The organism is Salegentibacter haimaensis (genome assembly GCF_054121495.1).
On sequence record NZ_JBSYGH010000012.1, the window covers coordinates 17,297 to 39,900 of the forward strand.

A 22,604-nucleotide genomic window follows, 5' to 3' on the forward strand; every position below is an offset into this window, starting at 1 on the left:
GGAGTCGCTATGCGCTAAATCTGTAGGTAAGAAAAACAAAACAATGAGTTACAACTTCAACGAAATTGAAGCCAAATGGCAAAAATACTGGGCCGAAAATGAAACGTTCAAAGCGAAAAATCCTGGCTCCCCTCCTTCGGAGGGGCTGGGGGAGGCTTATTACGTGCTGGATATGTTTCCCTATCCCTCGGGTGCCGGGCTGCACGTAGGTCATCCGCTGGGTTATATCGCCAGCGATATTTACGCGCGCTACAAACGTCACAAGGGTTTTAATGTGTTGCATCCGCAGGGGTACGATAGTTTTGGGCTGCCGGCCGAGCAGTATGCCATTCAAACTGGGCAGCACCCCGCAGTAACTACCGAAAACAACATTAAAAGATATCGGGAACAACTCGATAAAATAGGATTTTCTTTCGATTGGAGCAGGGAAGTGCGCACCAGCGATCCCGAATATTACAAATGGACGCAGTGGATCTTTATCCAGCTTTTTGAGTCCTGGTATGATAAAGAAGCAGATAAATCCCGGGCAATTTCTGAATTAGAGGAAATATTTTCTTCGGAAGGGAATTCCCGCGTAAATGCCGCATGCGATGATGATGTGGCGGAATTTTCTGCTGAATCCTGGAATAATTTTTCTTCTGAAGAAAAACAAGAAATTTTATTAAAATACAGACTTACCTATTTAGCCGAAACCGAAGTGAACTGGTGCCCACAGTTAGGAACCGTTTTAGCCAACGATGAGATTGTAAACGGTGTTTCCGAACGTGGAGGTTATCCAGTAGTGCGCAAAAAAATGACGCAATGGAGTATGCGAATTTCAGCATTTTCAGAGCGGTTGTTGCAAGGTTTAGAGCAACTGGATTGGACCGAAAGCTTGAAGGAAAGTCAGCGTAACTGGATTGGGAAGTCGGTAGGCGCCCACGTCGATTTCAAGATTCAAAATTCAGAATTCAAAATTGGTGTTTTTACGACCCGACCTGACACTATTTTCGGAGTGAGTTTTATGACTCTGGCACCGGAGCACGATTTGGTTGAAAAGATCACCACAGCCCAACAAAAAGCAGAAGTTGAAGCCTATATCGCCACTAGTGCAAAGCGAAGTGAACGTGAGCGAATGGCCGATGTAAAAAGTATTAGCGGGGTGTTTACCGGGGCATATGCCGAGCATCCTTTTACTAAAGAACCTATCCCGATTTGGATTGGCGATTACGTGCTTGCCGGCTACGGAACAGGGGCGGTGATGGCCGTGCCTTGTGGCGATCAGCGGGATTACGATTTCGCAAAGCATTTTGAACTGCCTATCCCCAATATTTTTGAAAATGTAGATATTTCTGAGGAAGCTTTTGCCGGAAAAGAAGGGACTGTAATAGCGAATTCCAATTTCCTAAGCGGACTCGAATACAAAGAAGCCCTTCAAAAAGTGATTCTGGAACTGGAAAAAACCGGTCAGGGTTACGGGAAAACCAATTATCGATTGCGCGATGCCGTTTTTAGTCGCCAGCGTTATTGGGGCGAGCCCTTCCCTATTTATTATAAAAATGGCCTGCCGCATCCAATTCCCGAAGAATGCCTGCCATTAGAGCTTCCGGAAGTGGAGAAGTACTTACCAACAGAAGAGGGCGAACCGCCTTTGGGTCGCGCCGAAAAATGGCATTGGGATGAAACTAACAGGAAAGTAGTATCTGTAAACCAGAATGAAAAGCCCCCTTCGGGGGTTTGGGGGCTAGAACTCAACACGATGCCGGGCTGGGCGGGAAGTAGCTGGTACCTTTTTCGTTATATGGATTCGGCAAATGATCAGGAATTCGTTTCAAAAGAAGCTCAGAACTACTGGGGAAATGTCGATTTATACATAGGCGGAAGCGAGCACGCCACCGGGCATTTGTTGTACAGCCGTTTCTGGACTAAATTCCTGTATGACCGGGGATTTTTAAGCGTGGATGAGCCTTTTAAAAAGCTGATCAACCAGGGAATGATTTTGGGACAGAGTGCTTTTGTATACAGGCTGGAAGGTGAAAATGTTTTGGTTTCCAAAAATCAGGTAGGGAAGAACACAGTTCAGCCTATTCACGTAGATGTTTCTCTGGTTAATCATTCCGATGAACTGGATATTGAAGCTTTTAAAAAGTGGAGACCTGAGTTTAAAGACGCGAAGTTTTTAACCGAAAAGGACGGCTCATATATCGTTGGAAGAGAAGTCGAAAAAATGTCGAAATCCAAATACAACGTGGTAAATCCCGATGATATTTGTGAAGATTACGGCGCCGATACTTTGAGGATGTACGAGATGTTCCTGGGGCCATTGGAGCAGGCAAAACCCTGGAATACCGCTGGAATCACCGGCGTGCATAATTTCCTTAAAAAGCTTTGGAAATTATATCATAACGGGGAACAGTTTGAAGTTTCCGAAGAAAAAGCTTCAGCCGATTCATTAAAAACTTTGCATAAAACCATCAAAAAGGTGACTGAAGATATCGAGGAATTCAGTTTTAATACCTCGGTGTCTACCTTTATGATTTGCGTAAATGAGCTTTCAGCCCAGAAATGCAACAGCAGGGAGGTGCTGGAGCCACTTGCCGTACTTATCGCTCCTTATGCGCCACATATCGCCGAGGAATTATGGAGTAAATTGGGGCATTCAGAATCGGTGGTAACTGCCGAATACCCGGTTTATGAAGAAAAGTTCCTGGTAGAAAGCACCAAGAACTATCCGGTATCTTTCAATGGGAAAATGCGATTTACGATGGAACTTCCGTTAGATATGGCAAAAGATGAGATCGAAAAAACCATTCTGGCCGATGAGCGAACTCAGAAGCAACTCGAGGGCCGCACTCCTAAAAAGGTGATTGTGGTACCCGGGAAGATTGTGAATATCGTGGGGTAAACGATTTGAAGATTTTATGATTTGAAGATTTGGAGAATCCGTTTCCCGGTTGGGGAGCGGATTTTTTATTTTAAAAAAGTTTCCTCACCCTGAATTTATTTCAGGGTCTAAGTTGAATTGAAGTTTATTATATTTAAAAGTGCAGAAAAGCTATATCTATATACTTTCAAATTCTACCCGGAATATGCTTTATATTGGGGTGACTTCAGATTTGCAAAAACGAATTTCAGATCATAAAAATGGAATTGGTTCGTCATTTGCCCAGAAATACCATCTCAAATACTTGATTTATTTTGAAGAATTTACAGCTATTGCGCAGGCAATTGCGAGGGAGAAGCAATTAAAAAATTGGCATAAAGACTGGAAATGGAATTTGATTAAATCTGTAAATCCGGAGGTTAAAGATCTCTATGATCAATTATGAAAAGGTTTATTACTTTGCACAAGTTAGATGCTGAAACAAGTTCAGCATGACGAGTCAACAAAATTAGATCTCAATGTAATAGGATCACGGCCTGTCACTACCCCAGATACATCTCCACCAATCCCTCTGGAGTGTTGAGGTAGATGGTTTTGTTGGGTTTGTCTATCTTTTCAATAAACTCATCGTTCATTGGGATAAGGAGGTCCTTATCTCCTTTTTTGATCTCAAATAAGGCCTGTGCGGTAGAATCGTTGATCCCGGTAATCTTACCAATGTTGCCGTGCTCGGCATCGATTACATCAAAGCCAATAATTTCGTGATAATAGAACTGGTCTTCCTCCAGTTGGGGAAGCATCGTAAGCGGAAGGTAGGTTAGGGCTCCCACTAAGTCTTCGGCGTCTTCTTCGGTGTCTATGTCTTCAAATTTTACGCGAAGCAGCGTGCTTTTTTGAAGGGAACTTTTTTCAATAAAAAATGGAACCAGATTCCCATTGTATTCAATGAGAACCGATTCCATTTCTGTGTAGAGTTCGGGTTCATCGGTGTCTAATTTAATAAGCACCTCTCCCTTAAAACTAAATTTAGCAACGATTTTACCTAAAAAGAAGCACTCTTCTACAGTCATCGTTTGCTTATAAATTAAGCTTCTTTTTTCTCTTCGGTGTTAGCTTCTTCAGCAGTTTGCTCGTCTACTTGATCTTCAACGTTTGCTTCTGGCTCACCTTCTTCGGTAACTGCAGCAGCTTCAGCTTCTTTAGCTTCGGCTTCACGCTTGGCATTTACCTCTTTTTCGGCTTCAAGGGCTTTTTTACGAGCTTCCTCTTCAGCTTTTGAAAGGTTTTCTTTTTTAGAGTCGATCTTAGCCTCTTTTTCTTCCAACCAGGCCTGGAATTTCTTCTCAGCCTCTTCTTCAGTCAAAGCGCCTTTTTTAACTCCTCCTGCAAGGTGCTTTTTAAGCAAAACTCCTTTGTAAGAAAGGATTGCACGAGCAGTATCGGTAGGCTGTGCTCCGTTTTCCAACCATTTTACTGCGCTATCAACATCGATCTCAACAGTTGCAGGATTGGTGTTTGGATTGTAGATTCCTAATTTTTCAAGGAATTTACCATCTCTCTTTGCACGCGCATCGGCGGCTACGATCCAGTAAAAAGGTTTACCTTTTTTACCGTGTCTCTGTAATCTTAACTTTACTGGCATAAAAATTAAATTGTGGGGTTCCCGACCCCGGTTATTAATAAGGCTGCAAAGATACTACATTTTTCTAATTTACAAGAGGTTGGAGTTTAAATTGTAGATGCGTTTTAATCCCGGGCCAAAAATGCTTTATCAGCGAAATTTCTGAAAAATTTAGGCTTAATTTTCGGCTGCTGTTAAAAGCAGTTAAAGCCTGTTAAACAGCTTGTTGAAGCTTTGCTGCAACACTATCTTTAAATCAAAATTGCAGCAGATGAAATTTTCAGAAAAGATAAGTGAAAAGCTAAATAAATTACTGGTTCGTAATATAGATGCAGAAAAGGGCTACCGCTTTGCTGAGGAAAATGTGGAAGACCCGCAACTAAAGAATTATTTTTCAGAAAGCGCCGCCGAACGTTATGATTTTAGTCACGAACTAAAGTCTGAGATCAGGAATTTTGGAGAACCGCCTAAAGAAGAATCCAGTATAGCTGGAGATGCGCACCGCACCTGGATGAATATTAAAACTGCTCTTACCGCAAATAAAGCTGAGGCTGCACTTGAAGAAGCTGCCCGCGGAGAAAAGGCAGCTCTTGAAGATTACGAGGCAATATTGAAAGACAGTGAAATTCCTGCTTCTACCGCCCAGGTTTTACTGAAGCAAAAGAAGGCGATTGTGGCCTCGCTTAATAAAGTGAAAAGTTTGGAAAGCAAGGTTTAAATATGGAGAAAGGCAGCTATAGCCCCGATGCCGGGCAGAAAATTCAAATTTTGGTAGATAAAAACCGATTAGCCCAGGTGGCTTATAAGCAGGTGATAGACAAACTTAAAAACCGCAGTTTAAAGAATTTCTTTTTACAGCGACTCGAAGAGAGGGAATTGTTTATCAGGGAAATTGTAGACGAGCTGGAAAATCTCGAAATCAGAGAAAGCGAAAAAGTTAGCAGTGCCGGTCTGGAAGTTGAAAATTGGGTGAATTTTAAACCCGGGGTAGATGAAACCGAAGAAATTTATTTTTTGGAGGAAATTCATAGTTCAGATATCAAAGCTTTTGAAGATTACGACGCGATGAAGAGCTTAAAACTTCCGCAGAGTTTACTTCAAAAACTGGAAAGACAGCAAAAAAATCTGCGCCATAATATTGAAAATTTTAAGTTGTACGAACAGATGTTTGATTGAAGTAGTAGTAGTTTTTAGTGTTCGTACAAGCCTCACAGAAATCGTAACTCGAATTCTGTGAGGTTTTTTTATGCTGAAGATTTCTGAAGGCGAATCGTTAATAAATCCTTAAGGCTTTCTTTTTGAAACGCAGAAATTATACCTATTTTTAGCTCCCTTATTTGGAATTATTTTCTTACTCGCTGAGCCTTGAAGATCAGCAATAAAGCCTTATTCTATGTACCTCATTTTCGATACCGAAACCACCGGTTTGCCCAAACGTTGGGACGCTCCCTTAACCGATACCGACAACTGGCCAAGATGTATACAAATTGCCTGGCAGTTGCACGATGAAATGGGAAGGCTTATTGAAAGTCAGGATTTTTTGGTGCAGCCAGATGGTTTCAACATTCCTTATGATGCCGAAAAAATTCACGGGATTTCTACCGAACTGGCCCAGGAGCAGGGCGTGCCTTTGGGGGAGGTTTTGGAAAGATTTAATGAGGCTTTGACCAAAACAAAATTTGTAGTTGGGCAAAACGTTGGTTTCGACCTGAATATCATGGGAGCTGAGTTTTACCGGGAAAATTTTGAAAATAAACTTCAGGAGTTGCCGGTTCTGGATACCTGTACCGAAGACACCGCAAATCTCTGTAAAATTCCCGGGGGACGTGGTGGGAAATTCAAACTGCCCACCCTTACCGAGCTGCACGAATATCTTTTCAACGAACCTTTTGCTGAAGCCCACAATGCAACAGCCGATGTGGAGGCAACTACGCGTTGTTTTCTGGAACTTATTAGAAGAAGAATTTATCCAGGCGAACAACTGGATGTAAGCCCCGATTATTTTGAGAATTTTTCAGAGGCTAATCCGCAGCCGATTCAATTAATCGGATTAAAACACATCAATTTAAAAAAGGCTTCCGAAGAGATAAGAAAACGGCTTCAGAAGCAGGAGCCTGAAGCAGGGATCACTTCCGAGGAAATCAAGGAAAACCTGGAAAAACTCGATGAGGTGCCCTTTGCGCATTTGCATAATCATTCGCAGTTTTCCATACTTCAGTCTACCATAAGCGTTGCCGATCTGGTAGAAGCTGCTGCCAATGAAAATATGCCTGCAGTGGCGCTAACCGATCACGCCAATATGATGGGGGCTTTTCATTTTGTAAAGGCGGTAGGCGATTATAATAAATCGGTTAAGGCAAAAAACGAGGAGGCGCTGGCCAATAATGAACCGGCCACTGCCAAAGAATTAAAAGCCATAGTGGGATGTGAATTTTTTGTGTGTGAAAATCATACCGATAAATCCAGAAAAGATAATGGGTACCAGGTGGTGTTTTTGGCAAAAAATAAAAATGGTTATCACAATCTGGCAAAAATGTCATCTAAAGCCTATACCGATGGCTTTTACTATGTGCCGCGAATAGATAAAGAGGTCATAAAACAATACAAGGAAGATTTAATTGTACTCACCGGTAACCTCTATGGGGAAGTTCCCAGCAAGGTTTTGAATGTGGGTGAAAATCAGGCTGAAGAAGCTTTGCTCTGGTGGAAACAGGAATTTGGCGACGATCTGTATATCGAATTAATGCGTCATGGGCAGGAAGATGAAGACAGGGTTAACCAGGTTTTGGTGAATTTTGCCAAAAAGCACCAGGTAAAATTAGTGGCTACCAATAACACTTATTACTGTGCAAAAGAAGATGCCAACGCCCACGACATTTTATTGTGTGTAAAAGATGGTGAAAAACAGGCTACGCCAATAGGCCGGGGTAGGGGTTATAGATACGGGCTTCCCAATCAGGAATATTATTTTAAGAGCGCCGATGAAATGAAAAAGCTCTTTAAAGACCTGCCGGAAGCCATTTCGAATATCAAAGAAATTGTAGATAAGGTAGAGCCTTTCGAATTGGCGCGGGATGTATTGCTTCCCGCTTTTACCATTCCTGAAGAGTTTCTGCACCCTGAAGATAAGTTAGACGGAGGAAAACGCGGTGAGAATGCCTATTTAAAGCATATAACTTTTGAAGGCGCCAGGGCCCGATATGGTGAGATAACAGAAGACATTGCAGAGCGATTGAATTTCGAGTTATCGGTAATCGAAAATACCGGGTACCCGGGATATTTCCTTATTGTGGAAGATTTTATTCGTGAAGCCCGAAATATGGGAGTATCGGTAGGACCAGGCCGGGGGTCGGCTGCAGGAAGTGCGGTGGCCTATTGTCTTGGAATTACCAATATCGATCCTATTAAGTACGATTTGCTTTTTGAGCGGTTCCTTAATCCCGATCGTGTAAGTATGCCCGATATTGATATTGACTTCGATGATGAAGGCCGAAGCCGGGTGATGGATTACGTAATCGAAAAATACGGAGCAAACCAGGTGGCCCAGATTATCACCTACGGGACTATGGCTGCGAAATCCTCGATTCGGGATACGGCCAGGGTGCTTGATCTTCCGTTGATGGATGCCGATCGAATTTCGAAGCTTATTCCGAATATGGCCAAGCTTGGGAAGATTTTTGGGGTTGATGAAAAGGAACTCAAGAAGAAATTTCGCAGTGAAGACCTGGATAAGATCAACGAGCTTTTAAATATTTCTGAAGGGGATGATTTGGAGGCGCAAACCGTGAACCAGGCCCGGGTGCTGGAAGGATCGGTGAGAAATACCGGGATTCACGCCTGTGGGGTGATTATTACCCCCGGCGATATCACCAATTATGTGCCGGTATCGGTGGCCAAGGATTCAGAGTTGTATGTGACCCAATTCGACAACTCGGTAGTGGAAAGCGCCGGCCTGCTAAAAATGGATTTCCTGGGATTAAAAACCCTTACTTTAATAAAAGATACGGTTCAAATCGTAAAAGAACGGCACGATATAGAGCTGGTGCCAGATGATTTTCCGTTAGATGATGAAGAGACCTATAAGCTGTTCCAGCGCGGGGAAACCATTGGGATTTTTCAGTATGAATCTCCCGGAATGCAGAAGCATATGCGGGATCTCAAACCCACGGTTTTTGACGATCTCATTGCGATGAACGCCCTGTACCGTCCCGGCCCGATGGAGTATATTCCGAGTTTTATCGCCCGGAAACACGGTACTGAAGAAATCTCCTACGATCTTCCTGATATGGAAGAATACCTGCAGGAAACGTATGGGATCACCGTCTACCAGGAGCAGGTGATGCTTCTATCGCAAAAATTGGCAGGTTTTACCAAGGGTGAAGCCGATATGCTTCGAAAGGCGATGGGAAAAAAGATCTTTGCGCTGTTGGAAAAACTCAAGCCAAAGTTTTTGGATGGCGGGGAAGCCAAAGGTCATCCAAGGGAGAAGCTTGAAAAAATCTGGAAAGACTGGGAGGCCTTTGCTTCCTATGCTTTCAACAAGTCTCATTCTACTTGTTATGCCTGGATTGCTTACCAGACGGCCTATCTAAAAGCTCATTATCCAGCCGAATATATGGCGGCGGTGCTTTCCAATAATATGAATGACATCAAGCAGGTGACCTTCTTTATGGAAGAGTGTAAGCGGATGAAACTTAAAGTTCTCGGGCCAGATGTGAACGAATCATTTTATAAATTTTCGGTAAATAAGGAAAATGCAATCCGTTTTGGGATGGGAGCGATTAAAGGAGTTGGTGCCGGAGCGGTGAATACCATAGTTGAGAACAGAAAAACTGAGGCCGGGCCTTATCGGTCGATTTTTGATATGGCCAAACGAATTGATCTTCGTGCAGCCAACAAAAAAGCTTTTGAAAACCTTGCTTTAGCAGGAGGATTTGACGGATTTGGAGTTACTCATCGCGCACAATATTTCCACGATGAGGGCGACGGGATTACCTTTTTAGAGAAGGTGATAAAGTACGCTGCGAAATACCAGGAGAATGAAAACAGCTCCCAGGTGAGTTTGTTTGGGGAAGCCAGCGAAGTTCAAATCCCCGAACCGGTGGTGCCGCCTTGTGAGGAATGGGGAACGATGGAAAAACTCAGGCGGGAGAAAGAGGTTGTTGGAATCTACATTTCAGGGCATCCCTTAGACGACTTTAATTTTGAAATGAAGTATTTCTGTAACGCTATTTTAGCCGATTTGGAAGACCTGCATAAATGCGTGGGTCGAATTCTAAGCATTGGTGGGGTGATTAGCGATGTGCAGCATAGGGTCTCGAAAAACGGTCAGGGATGGGCGATGTTTACCGTAGAAGATTATCAAACCTCTTATGAATTTAAGATTTTTAAGGAAGAATATCTCAAATTCAGGCATTTCCTGGTGCCCAATTCGTTTGTGCATTTTAAGATATTTGTGAAAGAAGGTTGGAAAAATCAGGAAACCGGGATTAGTACCGATCCAAAAATTCAGTTTCAGGAGTGTATGTTGCTGCACGAGGTGATGGATACCTTTGCGAGAAAACTCACCATTCAGCTGAATATCGACGATTTAAAGGAAGAGCAGATTAGCTGGTTAAAAGATACTTTTAGAAATCATCGGGGTGATCATATTTTAAATTTTGTGGTGTACGAGATGAAAGAACAGGTGAAATTGCATATGCCCAGCAGGAAGCAAAAGGTGAAGATCTCACAGGAGTTGCTTAAGAGTCTTGAGGAACAACAGGTGATGTATAAATTGAATTAAAAAGCCCCTCATCCCAGGCCTTTCCCCAAAAGGGAGAGGGAGCTTAAGTTTAATTTTGCTTTTATTGAATGCTGAAAACTACATACTGTTTACTGATCGCCCGGTTAGGGATTGAAGCAGGCTACCCCGTAGCGCTGAAAGCCCGACCCCGCGCCAGCAGCGCGGGGGAACCGCCAAATAAAGCCTATTAATGTATTGATAACCAAATACAATATACGGTCTGTAAGGAAAGAGAAATTAATTGACTAATTTTACACTTTAAGTATAACAAAAGAAACAAAACACATAGTTATGGCAATTGAAATAACCGATTCAAATTTTGAAGAGCAAGTATTAAAGAGCGATAAGCCTGTAATGGTAGATTTTTGGGCCGCGTGGTGCGGGCCATGTAGAATGGTTGGACCAATCATCGACGAAATTAGCCAGGAATACGACGGGAAAGCTGTGGTAGGAAAACTGGACGTTGATGCTAACCAGGAATTTGCAGCCAAGTATGGAGTGCGTAATATCCCAACGGTTTTAATCTTCCAAAATGGGGAAGTAGTAGGCCGCCAGGTGGGAGTTGCTCCTAAGAACACTTACGCAGAAGCTCTTGACCAATTATTATAAGAATCAGCTTTATATAAAAAAACCCGGCAACAAAGCCGGGTTTTTTTATGCCTAATTTTTAAAGTTAAGCCTCTCAATTAGTATCTTCGTAAAGATGGATTTTCAGGAAGAATTACATAAATCTAAGGGCTTCGGAAACCTGGACCTGCTGGCCAGACAGGTGGTGGAGGGCTATATTTCGGGGATGCACAAGAGTCCGTTTCACGGGTTTTCTGCGGAATTTGCCGAGCACAAGATCTATAATCGCGGTGAGAGCACCCGGCATATAGACTGGAAGCTTTTTGCCCGCACCGATAAGCTGTACACGCGCCGCTATGAAGAGGAAACCAATTTGCGCTGTCATTTTATAGTGGATAATTCGGCTTCGATGCATTACCCCCGGCTGAAGCAGCAAAGCCTGTCAAATTTGAATAAAATCGGGTTCTCGGCCCTGGCGGTGGCCAGTATTTTGGAGTTGTTAAAACGGCAACGAGATGCGGCAGGTTTGAGCATTTACAGCAATTCTTACGAATATTATACGCCGGAAAAAGGCAGCGAACGCCACTATTATATGCTGCTGAATGCCCTGGAGGAAATGTTGGAGACTCCGGCCGTGCCGCGCAAAACCGAAACCTATACCTATTTGCATCAAATCGCCGAAAAACTGAAGCGGCGTTCGCTGGTGATGCTTTTTAGCGATATGTTTCAGGATGAGGTTGAAGAAGAGAAGCTTTTTGAGGCGATTAGACATTTAAAGTATAACCGGCACGAGGTGGTACTTTTTCACGTGATTGATAACCGGCACGAGTTCGATTTTGATTTTGATAATCGGCCAAGGCGGTTTACCGATGTGGAAACCGGGGCGCAGGTAGATTTATATTCAGATAATATAAAGGAAAATTACCGCAGTGCGGTGCAACAATACCTCGAAAAGCTAAAGCTGGAATGCGCGCGATACCGCATAAATTATGTAGCGGCTAATATAAACGAGGATTTTGAAAAAATTTTAACGGGGTATTTAATTGAGAGACAAAAGTTTAAATAACCCCGTGGAAAATACCTGAAAATAATTGAAAAAAAGGTTTGCAGAATTATAAATGGGGTGTATATTTGCCCTCGCAATAACGCAACGGTCTGGTAGTTCAGTTGGTTAGAATACCTGCCTGTCACGCAGGGGGTCGCGAGTTCGAGTCTCGTCCAGACCGCATTCCGAGGAAATCGGAAGCAAAAAAGAAAGCTCCTCAAATCGGGGGGCTTTTTTTGGCGCCTAAGAGTAGTTGTGTTGTTTGTCCCGAGCTATCGGGATTGTGTAGTTAGCCACTGAAATTCCTGGGACTCCAGGATTTCCTGGCCGACTGATGAGAAGCTTTTTTCCGTGTATTCGGAAAGAGGCTTTTTTGTTTTTAAAGCCCTGCCTAAATAAGCTGCAACCCAATCACCATTCCTATGAGCTGCGGGTTGGTATTGGCTCCAAATTCTTCTCTTAAATCTTTTAATCTCTTTTCAATTGAACTCTTGCTAAAGGGTTTTAATCCCTGGTCCCTGAATTTATCACTAATCTCATCCTGTGTGAAGCCCTGGGATAGATATTTTAAAAGGCACAATTCATAATAATCGAGCTCGGTGCCGGGGGAATCTTTTAAAATAACTTCTACATCGGGAGATATATAGGTTTCAGAATTATAGACCTTATGAATTGCGGTTTCTAAATACTTAAGCCCTTTTCGGCCCTTGCAAACGTAAGCATCGGTAAATTTTAAAAGCTTTTTAATAGTATTTACGTTGTCTTCTACCGAATGCATAATTATCTGGGTGGCAGGCCACTCTTTGTGCACGATTGTCGCAAGTTCCTCCCCCGAACGTATCTTTTCCTCGCGATGATCAGGTTTAAAGGAAAGGTCGCAAATCAATAATTCATAGGGCTCACCCGCAAGGGCTGCTTTTTTAAATTTTAAATAGGCCTCATCGCAGTATTGTACCGAGTCTACTGAAGCCACCCCTAATTCCTGCAAAAAATCCTTAAGACTTAATGCATCGATATCTTCGGCAACCAGAACTTTTTTAAACATTTCAACTAAAATTTTATAGGAAAGTAATTTCCGGGTTCAATTTTCGTGATAAATGTAATAGTTGAACGCAATCTATTTATACGGATTTCCACAATTTGAGACTTTTTTCTGAATTAATTTTATTTCGCGGCTTGACAGGCATCAAATTTCCACATTTACGGAAATCCGTAAAATTACTTTCCAAACTAGTTTTAATTTTGAGCAAGATTAGCCGGTGCATCAGAATTCGAATAGGGTAGGGTCTATTTGTAAATGGTGTTACCGGCTTCTCTATTATAAGTGTGCGGTAAGATCAACGATTTTTTGCGTAAATTTAAAAGGCGTCAATTTCTTTTAAATTTCCGGTTTATGAAATGGTCACTCAGTTTAGGTAGCATAGCTGGTATCAAAATTTCGGTACACTGGACATTTCTTATCCTGCTCATTTGGATTTTTCTCATTTATTACCGCATCGATTATAATTTGAATCAGGCATTTACTGGGGTGCTGTTTATCATTTTATTATTTGCCTGTGTGTTACTGCACGAATTAGGTCATGCGCTTACCGCCAAAAAATACCAAATCAACACAAAAAGTATCATTCTTTTGCCCATTGGTGGCCTGGCACGATTGGAGCGCATCCCTGAAAAACCTGCACAGGAACTAGTGGTTGCCATAGCAGGGCCCCTGGTAAATCTCGTCATAGCTGCCGTCTTGTTTGTCGTGGTTTTCGCCACCGATAATTTCCCCGACTTTGGTTTGATGAACGAACCGGGTGTTTATCCTCAAATCAATTTTTGGTTTCAGCTGCTTCTGGCCAACCTTATATTATTCCTGTTTAACCTGATTCCGGCCTTTCCTATGGATGGCGGTAGAGTACTTAGAGCTTTGCTTGCTTTTAAACTCAACAGAGAAAAAGCAACCCGAATTGCGGCCGCTATCGGGCAGTTTCTGGCTATATTGTTTGTTTTGGCTGGTTTCTTCGGAAATATTTTCCTGATTTTTATCGGTGTATTTATCTATTTGGGTGCCGGTGCTGAAGCCAGTTTTGAAAGCACAAAATTTGCATTAAGCCAGTACAAGGTTAGCGATGTAATGATGAAAAACTTTATCTCCCTTTCTGCTGAAGAGGCATTAGAAAAAGCCGTAGAACTTTTACTGGATGGACAGGCACAGGAGTTTGTTATAACACGTGATGAGGAAGTAGTTGGGCTGCTCTCCCGGAAACTTTTAATTAAAGGCCTCGCCGAAAACGGAAAAGATGCCGGTATAGCAACTTTAATACACAATAATTTTCTAAGCTTTGAGCCCGATTTGCCTCTTTCTGAAGCCTACAGACTTCTGCTTGAAAACAAGGCTGAAATAGCTCCCGTGCTAGAGGATGGTAAGTTGCTTGGCATCGTAGACCGGGAAAATATCAATGAGTTTCTAATGGTGAAAGAGGCTTTAAAACAGTATCAGAGCTGAGACTCAGCTAAATATCATTCGTATATATCTGAGATTTTAATTTTTTATCTTTCCACAGAAATTTGCGTGATTTCTGTAACTTCTTAATCTATGAAGCTTTTAAAATTTATATTCCTTTTTAATATTTTATTCTTGCTGTTTTCCTGTGAGAATGAGCCTGAAACTTCCAATGTAAGGGTTGGTTTTTCCCAGGCCATGACAACTGATAATTGGAGGCAACAAATGAATAGGTCTATGCAGGTGGAAGCCGCATTGCACCCCGGGTTGAGTCTAGAGATAAAAGATGCTCAGAATAATGTAGAACTTCAAATTCAGCAAATCGAAGATTTTATTGCCGGGGGGGTTGAAGTACTAATTGTTTCTCCAATTCAATCTCAACCTATCACCCCGGTAATTGAAAAGGCCATGAGCGCCGGGATTCCAACCATAGTTATTGATAGGAAAGTTGAAGGAAGCAATTATACCTCATATCTTGGAGCCGATAATATTGAAATTGGGAGAAATGCAGCGAATTTTATTCTGTCCCATTCTGAGGGTGAGGTTGAAGTTATGGAAATTACTGGCCTGTCTGGCTCCTCACCCGCTTATGAAAGATCTGAAGGTTTTTCATCGGTACTCAGAAATTCCGAAAGGGTAAAAAATGTTGCCCAAATACGGGGAGATTGGGAAAAAACCTCGATTAAGGCAGAACTGGAAAAGATTCTGGATTCTGTTAACTCGCCCGATTTTATTTTCGCACACAACGACCGAATGGCACTTGGGGCCTGGGAGGTGGCCCGTAGCCGAAATTTGGAAAATGAAATTAAGATTATTGGGGTAGATGGCTTATTTGGCCCTAATGGGGGGATACAATTGGTAAAAGAGGGGATTTTAACCGCAACCATATTATATCCTACCGGGGGTGGCGAGGCAATTAAACTGGCCAACCGTATTTTAAATCGGGAAAGTGTACCTAAAAATAATATTCTTAGTACGGTGATTATCGATTCTGTAAATGTGAATATTATGCAGAATCAATTCAATAGAATAAATCAACAACAATTTGATATTGAAAAACAACAGGGGATAATAGATCAGCAATTAGTTACTTACAGGTCTCAATCAAGTCTTGTCAGGCTTATGATAGGATTGAGTATATTATTGTTTTTACTGGGTTTATGGGCTGTTTATCTGGTGTTCAAACTTAAGAAGAGTAAAAGGAAGCTGGAAATTAATAATAAGAAGATAAGAACCCAGCGCAATCAAATCGAAAGCTTTGCCGAGAAACTCCAAATTTCTAATGAATCAAAGATCAATTTTTTCACGGCGCTTTCTCATGAATTTAAAACTCCACTAAGTCTTATAATTAGTTCTATAGAAAGCATTACCGGTAAGCAGAACAAAAATGTACAGGAATTCAACTATGAGACCAATCTAATTCTTAATAATTCCCGACGTTTACTTAGACTGATTGATGAATTGCTCGATTTCAGAAAACTCGAAAGCGGAAACTTAAAGCCAAGACCCGTAAAAACCGATATAACTGGATTTCTGAAAAATATTTATGAAGATTTTAAAACTGAAGCAAGTAGGAAATCTATACAGCTGGAATTTTTAGTTCCAAACCGGGAGATAGAGCTATACATCGACCGAAATATGATGGACAAGGTATTTTATAATATTTTGTCTAATGCCTTAAAATTCACTCCCAATAACGGTAATATTCAAATTCAGATCGATGAAAAGCCTGGTGCTGCTGAAATAAAAATCAAGGATTCTGGAGTCGGAATACCCGGTGAAGAATGGGAGCAAATTTTTGATCCTTTTCGGCAGGCTAGTAATAATGCAAGACCAAGTTCTGGATTAGGCTTGTATATTAGCAAACAATATGTTGAATTGCATAAAGGCAAAATAGAGGTTTATTCACATCAGGGATCTGAGTTTAAAATTTGTATTCCGAAAGGTCTGGAACATTTAAAGGAATATGAAATTGAAAAAGGGGAACCGGGGAATACTTATCAAAAGCAATTTCAAACCATAGAAATCCCTGAAATACAAATCAAAGAATTACCAGATAATGCAGAGTCGATTTTAATTATAGAAGATAATGCAGATTTATCCCATCTCTTATCCCGAAAATTCAGCGACAAATACAAAGTGTATCTCTCAGACGGTCGCCAGGCGGTTGAAATGGCTCAGGATCTAATTCCCGATATTATAATTTGTGACCTCAACCTACCCGAAAAATCTGGTTTTGAAATTGCCAGAGAACTTAAAAATGATTTGCGAACATCGCATATACCCACCATTATTCTTACGGCCCTTAGTGATGAAGAATCTCGTTTAAGGGCCTTAAAAGCTGGTGCCGACGCATATATCACCAAACCTTTTAATTTCGACATTCTGTTAGAATCACTTCGTACCGCGCTCTATAACAGGGAGAAACTAAGGTATTATTATACCAATAGAATTGATAGAGTTGCCGATGAGAATTTTGAAAATTCTGAACAACAATTTCTAAAGGAATTGAATAGGCATATTCAGGAGAACCTAAAAGATCAGAATTTTAGTGTAGAAGCGCTTGCCCGGCATTTAAATATTTCAAGAGTACAGCTTTACCGTAAGGTGAAGGCTTTACTGGATATGAGCATTAGTGAATATATTAATGAACAACGCCTTCGTAGGGCCAAACATTTATTACAGGAGAGCAGTCTTAATATTTCAGAGATTGCCTATTCTGTTGGCTTCTCTTCCCCGGGATATTTCTCTACAAGTTTTAAAAATAAGTATGGAGAAAGCCCAAAGCAATTCAGGAGGTAAAAATAAAAACCGAAAAGGTTTTCGTCTACCTGCCTATTATGTAACCAAAATGAAATTCAAGTATCATTTTTTGAACTATAACGTTATAGTTATATAGATTTATTTTCTTCAAATCTCTTTATATCAGGGGCTTAACAAATTATTTTAATTTAATTAACAAAATTATAATCTTTTGGAATATACTTAAAACCCGGCCCCAGTCTTTAAGCATATTTTAGTCACATTCTAATTAAGATGTGATATGAATAAGATTTTTGCCTGGTCGATAAGTGCTGCTTTAGCCGGATTTTTATTTGGATTCGATACCGTAGTAATTTCCGGGGCCGATAAACAGCTTCAGGCCTTGTGGGGAACCTCAGATGCCTTTCACGGTTCGGTGGTAATGGCTATGGCCTTATGGGGTACCGTTGTAGGAGCTATTTTTGGCGGAATTCCTACCAATAAATTTGGAAGGAAAAACACCTTATTGGTTATAGGGATTCTTTATTTTATTTCGGCCCTTGGCTCAGCTCTGGCTAATGATCCAATTAGTTTTGCCGTTTTTCGTTTTCTTGGCGGTCTGGGGGTAGGTGCCTCTACCATAGCGGCCCCAACCTATGTTTCTGAAATTGCTCCCGCCAAAGACCGCGGAAGACTGGTTTCTCTGTACCAGTTTAATATTGTGCTGGGTATTTTGATCGCTTTCCTATCCAATTACCTGCTTCGTAATACCGGTGCTGAACCCTGGAGATGGATGATGGGAGTAGAGGCCATTCCTGCATTTATATATACCATGTTTGTGATCTTCATTCCACGAAGTCCGCGGTGGTTAATCTCGAAATCTAAATGGAAGGAAGCCAAAAAAGTAATTCACGAAATTTCTCCAGAAGTTGATCCTGAGGCAAAAATGCAGGAAATGACCCGGCAGGATAAAACCAGGGTTTCTGGCGAGAATATCTTTATGAAAAAATATCGTTTTCCGCTTATACTCGCTTTTTTAGTAGCTTTTTTCAATCAGCTTTCCGGGATCAACGCATTTTTATATTATGCTCCCCGAATCTTTGAAACCGCAGGTTTGGGCGAAAGCACCGCCCTGCTTAGTAGTATTGGAATAGGAGTAGTGAATTTGTTGTTTACCTTATTGGGAGTTTTTCTAATCGATAAACTCGGAAGAAAACAGTTGATGTTTATCGGTTCAATTGGTTATATCATTTCCCTTTCGCTGGTGGCGGCAGCCTTTTTCCTTAATTGGGGCGGACTTTGGGTTCCCATCTTCCTTTTTCTCTTCATTGCTGCCCACGCCATTGGGCAGGGAGCGGTGATCTGGGTGTTTATTTCAGAAATATTTCCGAATCATTTACGCGCATCCGGGCAGGCCTTTGGCTCCTCGACCCATTGGATTCTTGCTGCTATCGTGCCTTCTACAATTCCGTTTTTGTTCTCTACTATAGGAGCCGGATATGTATTTGCATTTTTTGCTTTTATGATGGTTTTGCAGCTCATTTTTGTGATTTTCCTGATGCCCGAAACCAAAGGCAAATCCCTGGAAGAATTAAGCGCAGAGCTTTCTACTGAAAATCAAAAATTGTCATTTAAGAATAACTAAATAAAAATAATATGTCTAATAAACTCCTTTTCAACTTCCTTATTCCGGTCTTATTTTTCAGTCTTTTTTCTTGCAAACAAAAAGAGGAAGAGAAGGAAAGCAATGAGGTTGTGACAAACCAGGCTGATGAAGATTTCAGGCCCGAATTTCATTTCACCCCAAAGGAAAACTGGATGAATGACCCTAATGGGATGTTTTATCTTAATGGTACCTACCATTTGTTTTTCCAGTATTATCCTAAAGGCAATGTTTGGGGTCCTATGCATTGGGGCCATGCAACCAGCCAGGACATGATCGTCTGGGAAGAACAGGAAATCGCCCTGGCACCCGATGAAAAGGGATATATTTTTTCTGGAGGAGGAATAGTTGATACTGAAAATACTTCAGGATTCGGAGACGGGACCACCCCACCTGTGATTGCAATGTTTACCTATCACGATCCTGAAGGTGAAAAGGAAGGCCGGGATGATTTTCAGACTCAGGGAATCGCATATAGCCTGGACCAGGGAAAAACCTTTACCAAATATGAGGGCAATCCGGTTATAGAAAATCCGGGTATTAGAGACTTTAGAGACCCAAAGATCACCAGAGATGAGGTGCACGATCAATGGGTTATGGTTCTTTCAGCCGATGATCAAACCTTGTTTTATACTTCTCAAAATTTAAAGGATTGGGAGTTAGCCTCTGAATTTGGTCGTGGGCTGGGAGCCCACGGCGGAGTTTGGGAATGTCCAGATTTCATTCAAATGCCAGTTTCGGGTACCCAAGAGAAGAAATGGGTGTTAATTCAAAGCCTTAATCCCGGAGCATACAATGGAGGATCTGGTACTCAATATTTCGTGGGAGATTTTGATGGGAAAACTTTTACTCCTCATAAGTCTTTTCAGGATTTAGACGAAAATCACGATTACTGGATAGACTTCGGAAAGGATAATTACGCCGGCGTTACCTGGTCTAATATCCCGAAAGAGGATGGGCGCCATCTTTTTATTGGCTGGATGTCTAACTGGCAATATGCTACTGTAGTTCCCACCGAGACCTGGAGAAGTGCCATGACAATTCCACGGGAATTGGAACTGAAGAAAACCGGAGAAACGTATCGAATTACTTCTAAACCTGTGAAGGAACTGGAAACTTATAAAGCTGAAGCAATTGCTAAAGAAAATATTGAAATCAAAACTGAGGCCGAAATCCTCAAGCAAGCCGAAACCAGCTTGTCACCTTCTGTTATTGAAGTTGAAATTGCCGAATTTAAAGAGCAGGATTATATTTTTTATTTCAAGAATAATTCAGGAGATATCCTGGAATTTGGGTATGATGCTGAAAATGCCAATTATTATATAGACCGCAGCAATTCTGGAATTACAGATTTTAATGAAGATTTCGCTGCAAAACGCTCTGTAGCCCCAAGAATTTCGGAAAATGAGAACCTGAAATTCACTGTTATTCTTGACCATATGTCTATCGAAATTTTCTTCGATGAAGGAGAGACGGTAATGACCGAAATCTTCTTCCCTAACCGACCTTTTAGTTCTTTCACCGCTAAGGCTGGTGAAGAATTCAACATAGATAAATTTAAAATATCTCAATTAAATAAATAGAGTTTTAGAATTACCAGGTTCGAACTTTATCAATAATCAATTCAAACCCATGAAAAAAATGATCTTCTTTTTAAAAATATTTATGCTGGGCAGTCTTTTTGGCTCCTGCTACGATGATGATGTGGTGTTTATAGACGAAATAGATAGCCTGCGCATTGAAAAAGCACTAGAGTTCAACTTTGATGAAAATTCAGGTAATACTATTTCTGAAATTTCAACCGGGGAAACCTTTGTAGTAGAGGGGAAATCGGTGAATCGCATGAGCGGAGTTTCGGGCAATGCACTTTTCTTTGATGGATTAAGCAACGAAATCAATGGAGAAATCGCAAGCAGCCGTTTGCCTTCAGAGGAATTAACTATTTCGCTTTGGGCCTCGCCTCGCAACTATCCAGTAGGAACTGCTGCAATGCTGGCAATGACCTCTGAAGGTTCTGAAACCGGGGTAATGCTTGGTTTGAATACTTATGGGCAGGTAGTGTTGCAGTATTATATAAATGGTGAATTTCAGGAAACTATAAGCTCAGAAAGTATACCGAGAAATGAATGGAGTCATATCGTAGCAAGTATTAGCCCGGGAACCGGCAGGGTAGAAATCTATCTCAATAGAGCTTCTATAGCTTCACAAGATGTTCCTTCCGGGCAAATTTCCTGGCCTTCAGGTGCAACGCCATTCAGTATAGGGAAAAATACCATGGGTGAAAGCCTTTTTGAATTTGAAATCGATTATTATTCCGGGGCTCTGGATGAAATACAGGTGTATGCTGGATATGCTACTCCTGCGGTAACTCAGTTCATTGCAGATCAATACGGCAATCCCGGAGATGTAGCCTATAATTTGGGATTAGATTATTCGGGCGATACCAACAGGCCAAGATTCCATCCCATTCCCGATTATGGATGGACTAACGAATCTTACGGATTAATTTACCTTGATGGTACCTACCATATGTTTTTTCAAAAAAATGAAGTGTTCCTGGGAATCGCTCAGCAAAATTGGGGACACCTAACCAGTACCGATTTGGTAGACTGGGAAGAGCAGCCAGCAGTTCTTTGGCCTACCCAGGGCTGGGATCAGGCAGGGATTTGGTCTGGAGATGCGATCATTCTTCAGGATGGTACCCCGGCTGTGGTTTACACCGGCGTAGATGGTTCGAAAGCCGCGATGGGAACAGCATTCTCTTCAGATAATTACCAAACCCTTGATAAAAACCCCGGCAATCCTGTAATCCCTGCTGCACCGGCCGAGGTAGATTTGGATTTTAGAGATCCTTATGTAATCTATAAAGATGGCCTATATCATATGATTATAGGGAGCGGGATTTCAACTACAGGTGGAAATGTGGTTTACTATACCAGTGTCGATTTTGAAAACTGGGATTACAAAGGAATTTTATTCCAGGGCGATATCAATAAAGGCCAGGGTGAATTTTGGGAAATGCCGGTATTGCACGAATTCCCTGATGGCAGATTCATTTTGCTGGTTCAAAAAACTCCCGATACAACTCCCGCCATAACTTTCTATTGGACAGGTAGTTTCGAAAACGGGGAATTTGTGCCCGATTTTGAGGAGCCAAAAAACCTTGAAGTTGTTAATGGCTTTCTTTCTCCAGCCGTAACTACAGAGCCTAACGGAAGAACTACAGCCATAGGTATTATTCCCGATGAAGTTCAACCGGCATTTCAGCAACAACAGGGCTATGCACACTTATTTAGTGTAGCCCAGGTTTGGAACCTAAGCCCTGAAGGGGAAATTCTTATCTCTCCCCATCCTAATTTGGATGATTATCGTGCAGGGCAAACCAATTTTGGTTCTCTGGAATTAACTCCGGGTAATGAAGATAATATAGATTTCAACGGAAGATATTTTGAGATGAATGCCAGCATAAACACCGGTAATGCCAGCAGGTTTGGCTTCATCCTTGGGAAATCGGAAACCAGCGGGGAAGAATACCGGGTTTATTATGACTTTAATACCAGAGAATGGGTGGTAGACGCTGAAAATAGCTCCACTTCAAACCTTGTAAGAAGGGATGTACGTAGGGGTGATTTTGATCTACAATCTGGAAGCAATATAGATATTCGGGTATATGTAGATGGATCTGTCCTGGAGGTTTTTATTGACGATAAATATCATTTCACCGGAAGGTTCTTTCCTGAAAGTCCCGATGCTACCGGCGTAGACCTTTTTGTAGAAGGAGGTAATGCAAATGCCGAAGTCACTATCTATGAAATTGAAAATAACTAAAT

Annotated in this window: 15 protein-coding genes and 1 tRNA gene; 13 read left to right on the plus strand and 3 right to left on the minus strand. The window is 41.6% G+C overall.

The features are described from left to right. Nucleotides 1-43 precede the first annotated feature (43 nt). A complete protein-coding gene (gene leuS, locus ACW6QP_RS11770; RefSeq protein WP_457911070.1) occupies nt 44-2,884 on the plus strand; it encodes a leucine--tRNA ligase in 2,841 nt (946 codons plus the stop codon). 139 nt (nt 2,885-3,023) lie between these two features. Next, entirely contained in the window at nt 3,024-3,308 is a 285-nt protein-coding gene (locus ACW6QP_RS11775) for a GIY-YIG nuclease family protein (protein ID WP_457911071.1), read from the plus strand. Nucleotides 3,309-3,405: 97 nt separating this feature from the next. On the opposite strand, the gene rimM is transcribed toward ACW6QP_RS11775, so the two are convergent. Together rimM and ACW6QP_RS11785 are read right to left on the minus strand one after the other, a co-directional pair. Continuing rightward, the gene (gene rimM, locus ACW6QP_RS11780) at nt 3,406-3,933 is read right to left on the minus strand and encodes a ribosome maturation factor RimM (protein ID WP_457911072.1); all 528 of its coding nucleotides are present in this window, start codon (nt 3,931-3,933) and stop codon (nt 3,406-3,408) included. A gap of 14 nt (nt 3,934-3,947) precedes the next feature. Then, nucleotides 3,948-4,505 carry a 30S ribosomal protein S16 gene (locus ACW6QP_RS11785; RefSeq protein WP_457911073.1) on the minus strand — a complete coding sequence of 186 codons (558 nt, stop codon included), beginning with the start codon at nt 4,503-4,505 and terminating at the stop codon, nt 3,948-3,950. 250 nt (nt 4,506-4,755) lie between these two features. Here ACW6QP_RS11785 and ACW6QP_RS11790 point away from each other — a divergent pair, with 250 nt between their 5' ends. The 6 genes from ACW6QP_RS11790 (at nt 4,756) to ACW6QP_RS11815 (ending at nt 12,062) form a co-directional block, all read left to right on the plus strand. Further along, nucleotides 4,756-5,202, plus strand: coding sequence for a ferritin-like domain-containing protein (locus ACW6QP_RS11790; protein WP_457911074.1), 447 nt, complete (start codon nt 4,756-4,758; stop codon nt 5,200-5,202). A 2-nt stretch (nt 5,203-5,204) separates the two neighbouring features. Beyond that, a complete protein-coding gene (locus ACW6QP_RS11795; protein ID WP_457911075.1) occupies nt 5,205-5,660 on the plus strand; it encodes a DUF2383 domain-containing protein in 456 nt (151 codons plus the stop codon). Nucleotides 5,661-5,877: 217 nt separating this feature from the next. Then, nucleotides 5,878-10,269 (plus strand): DNA polymerase III subunit alpha, encoded by a 4,392-nt coding sequence (gene dnaE, locus ACW6QP_RS11800; RefSeq protein ID WP_457911076.1) that lies wholly within the window; start codon nt 5,878-5,880, stop codon nt 10,267-10,269. A 264-nt stretch (nt 10,270-10,533) separates the two neighbouring features. Further along, the gene (gene trxA / locus ACW6QP_RS11805; protein ID WP_457911152.1) at nt 10,534-10,878 is read left to right on the plus strand and encodes a thioredoxin; all 345 of its coding nucleotides are present in this window, start codon (nt 10,534-10,536) and stop codon (nt 10,876-10,878) included. A gap of 94 nt (nt 10,879-10,972) precedes the next feature. Continuing rightward, the gene (locus ACW6QP_RS11810) at nt 10,973-11,902 is read left to right on the plus strand and encodes a DUF58 domain-containing protein (RefSeq protein ID WP_457911077.1); all 930 of its coding nucleotides are present in this window, start codon (nt 10,973-10,975) and stop codon (nt 11,900-11,902) included. A gap of 86 nt (nt 11,903-11,988) precedes the next feature. Then, nucleotides 11,989-12,062: transfer RNA gene (locus tag ACW6QP_RS11815), tRNA-Asp, on the plus strand. 210 nt (nt 12,063-12,272) lie between these two features. Here ACW6QP_RS11815 and ACW6QP_RS11820 read toward each other — a convergent pair. Then, nucleotides 12,273-12,926, minus strand: a complete 654-nt coding sequence (locus ACW6QP_RS11820) for a helix-turn-helix transcriptional regulator (protein WP_457911078.1) — start codon at nt 12,924-12,926, stop codon at nt 12,273-12,275. 348 nt (nt 12,927-13,274) lie between these two features. Between ACW6QP_RS11820 and ACW6QP_RS11825 the strand changes: the two genes are divergently transcribed. The 5 genes from ACW6QP_RS11825 (at nt 13,275) to ACW6QP_RS11845 (ending at nt 22,602) form a co-directional block, all read left to right on the plus strand. Then, entirely contained in the window at nt 13,275-14,372 is a 1,098-nt protein-coding gene (locus tag ACW6QP_RS11825; RefSeq protein WP_457911079.1) for a site-2 protease family protein, read from the plus strand. Nucleotides 14,373-14,462: 90 nt separating this feature from the next. After that, nucleotides 14,463-17,171 (plus strand): substrate-binding domain-containing protein, encoded by a 2,709-nt coding sequence (locus ACW6QP_RS11830; RefSeq protein WP_457911080.1) that lies wholly within the window; start codon nt 14,463-14,465, stop codon nt 17,169-17,171. Between the two features lie 241 nt (nt 17,172-17,412). Further along, nucleotides 17,413-18,756 carry a sugar porter family MFS transporter gene (locus ACW6QP_RS11835; protein ID WP_457911081.1) on the plus strand — a complete coding sequence of 448 codons (1,344 nt, stop codon included), beginning with the start codon at nt 17,413-17,415 and terminating at the stop codon, nt 18,754-18,756. Between the two features lie 11 nt (nt 18,757-18,767). Continuing rightward, on the plus strand, nt 18,768-20,357 hold the full coding sequence (locus tag ACW6QP_RS11840; protein WP_457911082.1) for a glycoside hydrolase family 32 protein: 1,590 nt from the start codon (nt 18,768-18,770) through the stop codon (nt 20,355-20,357). Between the two features lie 49 nt (nt 20,358-20,406). Then, the gene (locus tag ACW6QP_RS11845; protein ID WP_457911083.1) at nt 20,407-22,602 is read left to right on the plus strand and encodes a GH32 C-terminal domain-containing protein; all 2,196 of its coding nucleotides are present in this window, start codon (nt 20,407-20,409) and stop codon (nt 22,600-22,602) included. The last annotated feature ends 2 nt before the right edge of the window (nt 22,603-22,604 follow it).

Coding starts and splice junctions, on each gene's coding strand:
- leuS (WP_457911070.1), top strand. CDS start 44: ATGAGTTACAACTTCAACGAAATTGAAGCCAAATGGCAAAAATACTGG.
- rimM (WP_457911072.1), bottom strand. CDS start 3,933: ATGACTGTAGAAGAGTGCTTCTTTTTAGGTAAAATCGTTGCTAAATTT.
- ACW6QP_RS11785 (WP_457911073.1), bottom strand. CDS start 4,505: ATGCCAGTAAAGTTAAGATTACAGAGACACGGTAAAAAAGGTAAACCT.
- ACW6QP_RS11790 (WP_457911074.1), top strand. CDS start 4,756: ATGAAATTTTCAGAAAAGATAAGTGAAAAGCTAAATAAATTACTGGTT.
- ACW6QP_RS11795 (WP_457911075.1), top strand. CDS start 5,205: ATGGAGAAAGGCAGCTATAGCCCCGATGCCGGGCAGAAAATTCAAATT.
- dnaE (WP_457911076.1), top strand. CDS start 5,878: ATGTACCTCATTTTCGATACCGAAACCACCGGTTTGCCCAAACGTTGG.
- ACW6QP_RS11810 (WP_457911077.1), top strand. CDS start 10,973: ATGGATTTTCAGGAAGAATTACATAAATCTAAGGGCTTCGGAAACCTG.
- ACW6QP_RS11820 (WP_457911078.1), bottom strand. CDS start 12,926: ATGTTTAAAAAAGTTCTGGTTGCCGAAGATATCGATGCATTAAGTCTT.
- ACW6QP_RS11825 (WP_457911079.1), top strand. CDS start 13,275: ATGAAATGGTCACTCAGTTTAGGTAGCATAGCTGGTATCAAAATTTCG.
- ACW6QP_RS11830 (WP_457911080.1), top strand. CDS start 14,463: ATGAAGCTTTTAAAATTTATATTCCTTTTTAATATTTTATTCTTGCTG.
- ACW6QP_RS11835 (WP_457911081.1), top strand. CDS start 17,413: ATGAATAAGATTTTTGCCTGGTCGATAAGTGCTGCTTTAGCCGGATTT.
- ACW6QP_RS11840 (WP_457911082.1), top strand. CDS start 18,768: ATGTCTAATAAACTCCTTTTCAACTTCCTTATTCCGGTCTTATTTTTC.
- ACW6QP_RS11845 (WP_457911083.1), top strand. CDS start 20,407: ATGAAAAAAATGATCTTCTTTTTAAAAATATTTATGCTGGGCAGTCTT.